8 protein-coding genes are annotated in these 4232 nt (G+C 68.7%); 4 read left to right on the forward strand and 4 right to left on the reverse strand.

Annotation, left to right across the window (positions count from 1 at the left end; all coding sequences use genetic code 11):
- A partial coding sequence (locus tag Q0112_RS00965) for a DUF6441 family protein (RefSeq protein WP_297970295.1) occupies positions 1-129 on the forward strand: 129 nt, incomplete at its 5' end.
- A gap of 50 nt (positions 130-179) precedes the next feature.
- On the opposite strand, the gene merA is transcribed toward Q0112_RS00965, so the two are convergent.
- The 4 genes from merA to Q0112_RS00985 are packed head-to-tail and all read right to left on the reverse strand — an operon-like array spanning position 180 to position 2560.
- On the reverse strand, positions 180-1604 hold the full coding sequence (gene merA / locus Q0112_RS00970) for a mercury(II) reductase (protein ID WP_228189482.1): 1425 nt from the start codon (positions 1602-1604) through the stop codon (positions 180-182).
- 4 nt (positions 1605-1608) lie between these two features.
- On the reverse strand, positions 1609-1842 hold the full coding sequence (gene merF / locus Q0112_RS00975; protein ID WP_123644184.1) for a mercury resistance system transport protein MerF: 234 nt from the start codon (positions 1840-1842) through the stop codon (positions 1609-1611).
- 4 nt (positions 1843-1846) lie between these two features.
- Positions 1847-2152 carry a heavy-metal-associated domain-containing protein gene (locus Q0112_RS00980; protein ID WP_062563548.1) on the reverse strand — a complete coding sequence of 102 codons (306 nt, stop codon included), beginning with the start codon at positions 2150-2152 and terminating at the stop codon, positions 1847-1849.
- Between the two features lie 18 nt (positions 2153-2170).
- A complete protein-coding gene (locus tag Q0112_RS00985) occupies positions 2171-2560 on the reverse strand; it encodes a mercuric transporter MerT family protein (protein WP_062563549.1) in 390 nt (129 codons plus the stop codon).
- Between the two features lie 76 nt (positions 2561-2636).
- Between Q0112_RS00985 and Q0112_RS00990 the strand changes: the two genes are divergently transcribed.
- From Q0112_RS00990 to Q0112_RS01000, 3 genes are all read left to right on the forward strand, one after another.
- Complete coding sequence (locus Q0112_RS00990) at positions 2637-3062, forward strand: helix-turn-helix domain-containing protein (protein WP_062563550.1); 426 nt, start codon at positions 2637-2639, stop codon at positions 3060-3062.
- A complete protein-coding gene (locus Q0112_RS00995; protein ID WP_083548833.1) occupies positions 3059-3475 on the forward strand; it encodes an acyl-CoA transferase in 417 nt (138 codons plus the stop codon). The genes Q0112_RS00990 and Q0112_RS00995 overlap by 4 nt, the downstream gene beginning before the upstream one ends.
- 24 nt (positions 3476-3499) lie before the next feature.
- Positions 3500-4232, forward strand: a 733-nt coding sequence (locus tag Q0112_RS01000) for a phage tail tube protein (RefSeq protein WP_297970293.1), incomplete at its 3' end; no start/stop codon positions are given.

A 4232-nucleotide genomic window follows, 5' to 3' on the forward strand; every position in this document is an offset into this window, starting at 1 on the left:
GCGCCGATCTTCCTGCTGGTGCCGCAGGTCAAGCTGCCGAAGCGGCTGGATCTGGCGCGGGATGCAGACCGGGCGTTGGACAGCGTGCCGGGGCTGATCGTGGCGAACTGGGTGGGGGGTAGGTTGTGATCGCATCGATGCGCAATCTTGCTCGGCAGCCACGAAACCGACGGCTCGGGTTACCCCGCGCAGCACGACAGCTTCGCGACATCCTTGTCGAAGGTCTGCGCGGCGAGCTTCAGCCCCTCTACCGTGGTCAGATAGGGGAAGATCGTCTCGCCGAGCGCCTTTGTCGTCATGCCGAACTTGAGCGCCATGGCGAGCGTCTGGACACTGTCGGCTCCCTCCGGCGCCATGATCACGCCGCCCAGGAGGCGGTCGGTCGCCCGGTCCGCGACGAGCTTGATCAGGCCGCGCGTGTCGCGGGCGGCGAGCGCGCGGGGCACGTTGTCGAGCGTCAGCACACTGGTCTTGACGTCATGACCCGCGGCGCGCGCCTGCGCCTCGGTCAGCCCGACGCCGGCGACCTGCGGATCGGTGAACACCACCCACGGCATCGCGGCGTTGTCGTAGCGCTCCGCCCCGCCCAGAACGGCGTTGCGGGACGCGAGCTTGGCGCCATAGGCGGCCATGTAGACGAACTGGTCGCGGTCGGTCACATCGCCCGCCGCGAAGATGCCGGCCTTCGTGGTCTGCATGTCGTCGCCCACCCGGATCGCGCCACGCGCGTCGGTCTCGACGCCCATCTCCGCGAGGCCCAGCCCCTCGGTGTTGGCTGCGCGTCCCGTCGTCAGGACGAGGCGGTCGGCCGTCAGATCGCGGTCTGCGCCGTCCACCGTCACCGTCAGGACCGCACGGGCCCCGTCGCGCCGTGCGGCGTCGTAGGTCGCGCCATCGACAACCGCGACGCCCTCGGCGCGCAGCGTCTCCGTCAGCGCCCGGGACACCTCCGGCTCTGTGCGCGGCAGCAGGCGCGAGCGGCAGACAATGGTGACGCGGGTGCCCATCCGCGCCATCATCTGCGCCAGCTCCACGCCGATGTAGCCGCCGCCGAGGAAGATCAGGCTTTCGGGCAACCGGTCCAGCTCCAGCAGCGACGTGCTGTCGAGCGTTGGTGCGTCCTGGATCCCAGGGATGTCGGGCACGGCGGGTCGGCCACCGGTCGCGACGATCACCTTGGGAGCCGTGATCCTGCGCCCGCCGACCTCGACCCCGCCGAGGACGAGACGCGCCGGACCCTCGTCGAGATAGGTCACACCGCCGTAGCCCGGCAGCAGATCGGCGTACTTCTTCTGGCGCAGTGTCGCGACAAGATCGTCCTTGGCCGCAATCAGCGCCGACCAGTCGGCGACCTGCGCCTCGCTGTTCAGGCCCGGGAACCGATGTGCTGTCTGCGCACCGTGCAGGGCTTCCGCGGCCCGGATCATCGTCTTGGAGGGCACACAGCCCACGTTCACGCAGGTCCCGCCGATGGTGCCATGGCCGATCAGCGCGACGCGCTTGCCTCCCTCGGCGGCGGTGATCGCGGCCGAGAACCCGGCCGATCCGGCGCCGATCACGGCAAGGTCGAAATCGCCCTTGGGCGCGCAGCAATCGTCTTTCATCAAGTCATCCATCCGTTCGAGTGGTCTGGCGCCGCTGCCGTCTCCAGACCGCGTACACGGTCAGCGCGACGAAAAAGGCGAGCGCGGGCAGCAGAACGTAGTCGAGCCAACCCAGCCAGGCCGACAGGCCCACGGCACCCAGAAGCACCACCAGCACCGGAGTGAAGCAGCAGAGCGCCGCGATGACGGTGCCGACGATCCCTGTCGCGATCAGCTTGCGGTCGGACTGCTCGGTCATCTCGTCAGCCCGCGACACGCGCCGGGTAGCCTGCATTGGCCGACGCGGTCGCGATGGCGTCGGCGCTCGTCGCGGCGGTGTCGAAGATCACCGTGGCGGTGCGGGCATCGAAGTCGATCTCGACGGCGCGCACGCCCGCGACGCCCTCCATCGCACGCTTCACGGTGACTGGGCAGAGCGCGCAGGTCATGTTGTCCACCGCGAAGGTGACGGTCTGCTCGGCGGCGACGGTCTGCGCGGCAACAGGGATGGCGGTGATCGGCACAACGGCGGTCAGGCCGAACAAGGCGAGTGCAAGGATCTTCTTCATGTGGATGTCCTTTCGGGGTCAGTAGAGAAGCGGGGCCCACCAGTCGATGGTGAGGGCTGCGAGAACGAGGATCAGGGAGGCCCAGAGAGCCGACTTGGTGATGCGCGCCGATGCTGGCCTTGCGCAGTAGGAACCGGGTTCGCAGACGGTTGGCTTGCGGAAATAGACCTGCCAGAAACCCGCCGCGATGAAGCCGAGCGCGATCACGGCGAAGATCGGCTTGTAAGGCTCCAGAGCCGTCAGGTTGCCGATCCAGGCGCCCGAGATGCCGAGAGTCAGAAGCACCAGCGGCCCGATGCAGCAGGCCGAGGCGAGAAAGGCGCCCACCACACCGCCCGCCGCGAGCCAGCCCTTTCGGGCGGGGCGATCCGCGCCCGTGCTGTCCGTTCTGTCGTCTGTCAGCGCCATGTCGCGCACCTCTCGTCTGTGATTGACGATGGGTGTAGGGTCTGTAGCAACTACAGGCTCAAGAGGAAACTTGCCCATGACCGATCACGAGCGCGAGAGCGGCTTCACACGCGGCGACCTGGCCCGGGCGACCGGCTGCAACATCGAGACGATCCGCTATTACGAGAAGACCGGCCTGCTGCCCGACCCGCCCCGCACGGACGCCGGCTACCGGGTCTATTCCGCCGCACACGCCACACGCCTCCGCTTCATCCTGCGCGCCCGCGAACTCGGGTTCTCGATGGAGGACATCCGCGGGCTGATGGGGCTCGGCGACGGCGCCGCGCCGACCTGCGCCGAGGTCAAGGAACGGACGGAGCGGCACCTTGCCGATGTCCGCGCGAGGATCGCGGATCTTCGGCGTATCGAATCCGTCCTCGCTACAACTGCATCCAGGTGTTCGGGCGCCGAAGTCCCCGATTGTCCGGTGCTCGACGCGATTTCCAACTCGGCCGACCCATGACACCTCGCGAAACCATCCTCGTCGCGCTGCACGCGCGGCTCTCGGCGCTGCCCGCCACCGCTCTGCGCGGGGACGTGCTGCCCGAGCGCATGCCGGTCGAGGGCCTGATGATCCTGCGCGATGGCGAACCAGGTGCGCCCGAAGTCACGCTGTCGCCGCTGCGCTATCACTACCAGCACCGAGCCGAGATCGAGGCGGTCGTTCAGGGTGCCGATCGCGACGCCGCCTTTGACACGCTGACCGCCAGCATCGGCGCAGCGCTCGCCGCCGACCGGACGCTGGGCGGGTTCTGCGACTGGGTCGAGGCCGAAGCCCCGCGCCCGGTCGATCTGCCGGTCGAGGGCGCGGCGAGTCTGAAGGCCGCCGTTATCCCGGTCGTGCTGCACTATTCCACGGCCGACCCGCTGGCCTGACCCAACCGACCACAGGAGACGAACATGGCACGAGCCCAAGGGGCGCGAGCGCTGATGGCGCTTGCGTTCGAGACGACCTATGGAACGCCGCCCGTCAGCGGCTTCACCCGCATGCCCTTCGCCAGCACGTCGCTCGGCGCGGAGCAGCCGCTGCTGAATTCGGAGCTTCTCGGCTACGGCCGCGATCCGCTAGCGCCGATCAAGGACGCCGTGACGGCCGACGGCGACGTCGTCGTGCCGCTGGACGCCGAGGCGTTCGGCTTCTGGCTGAAGGCAGCCTTCGGCGCGCCCACGACCACGGGCGCGGAGGCCCCGTACAGCCACGAATTTCAGTCGGGGTCCTGGACGTTGCCCTCGATGTCGATCGAGACCGGCATGCCCGAGGTGCCCCGCTATGCGATGTACTCGGGCTGCGTGCTCGACCAGATCACCTGGCAGATGCAGCGCTCGGGCCTGCTCACCGCGACCGCGCGGCTGGTGGCGCAGGGCGAGACGGTCGGCACCACGACCAGTGCCGGAACGCCCGCCGCACTGGAGTTGAAGCGCTTCGGCCATTTCAACGGGGCGATCACCCGGAACGGCACCGCCCTCGGCAATGTGGTCTCGGCCGAGATCACCTACGCCAACAACCTCGACCGGATCGAGACCATCCGCTCGGACGGCCGCATCGATGGCGCGGATCCATCCATTGCCGCGCTGACGGGCCGGATCGAGGTGCGCTTCGCCGACCAGACGCTGGTGACGCAGGCGATCAACG

This window comes from uncultured Amaricoccus sp., from assembly GCF_937858865.1.
Taxonomy (GTDB): domain Bacteria; phylum Pseudomonadota; class Alphaproteobacteria; order Rhodobacterales; family Rhodobacteraceae; genus Amaricoccus.

Excerpts from the sequence above, each read along its gene's own strand:
- Q0112_RS00985 (WP_062563549.1), bottom strand. The coding sequence starts at position 2,560 with ATGGCGCTGACAGACGACAGAACGGACAGCACGGGCGCGGATCGCCCC.
- Q0112_RS00980 (WP_062563548.1), bottom strand. The coding sequence starts at position 2,152 with ATGAAGAAGATCCTTGCACTCGCCTTGTTCGGCCTGACCGCCGTTGTG.
- Q0112_RS00990 (WP_062563550.1), top strand. The coding sequence starts at position 2,637 with ATGACCGATCACGAGCGCGAGAGCGGCTTCACACGCGGCGACCTGGCC.
- merA (WP_228189482.1), bottom strand. The coding sequence starts at position 1,604 with ATGAAAGACGATTGCTGCGCGCCCAAGGGCGATTTCGACCTTGCCGTG.
- merF (WP_123644184.1), bottom strand. The coding sequence starts at position 1,842 with ATGACCGAGCAGTCCGACCGCAAGCTGATCGCGACAGGGATCGTCGGC.
- Q0112_RS00995 (WP_083548833.1), top strand. The coding sequence starts at position 3,059 with ATGACACCTCGCGAAACCATCCTCGTCGCGCTGCACGCGCGGCTCTCG.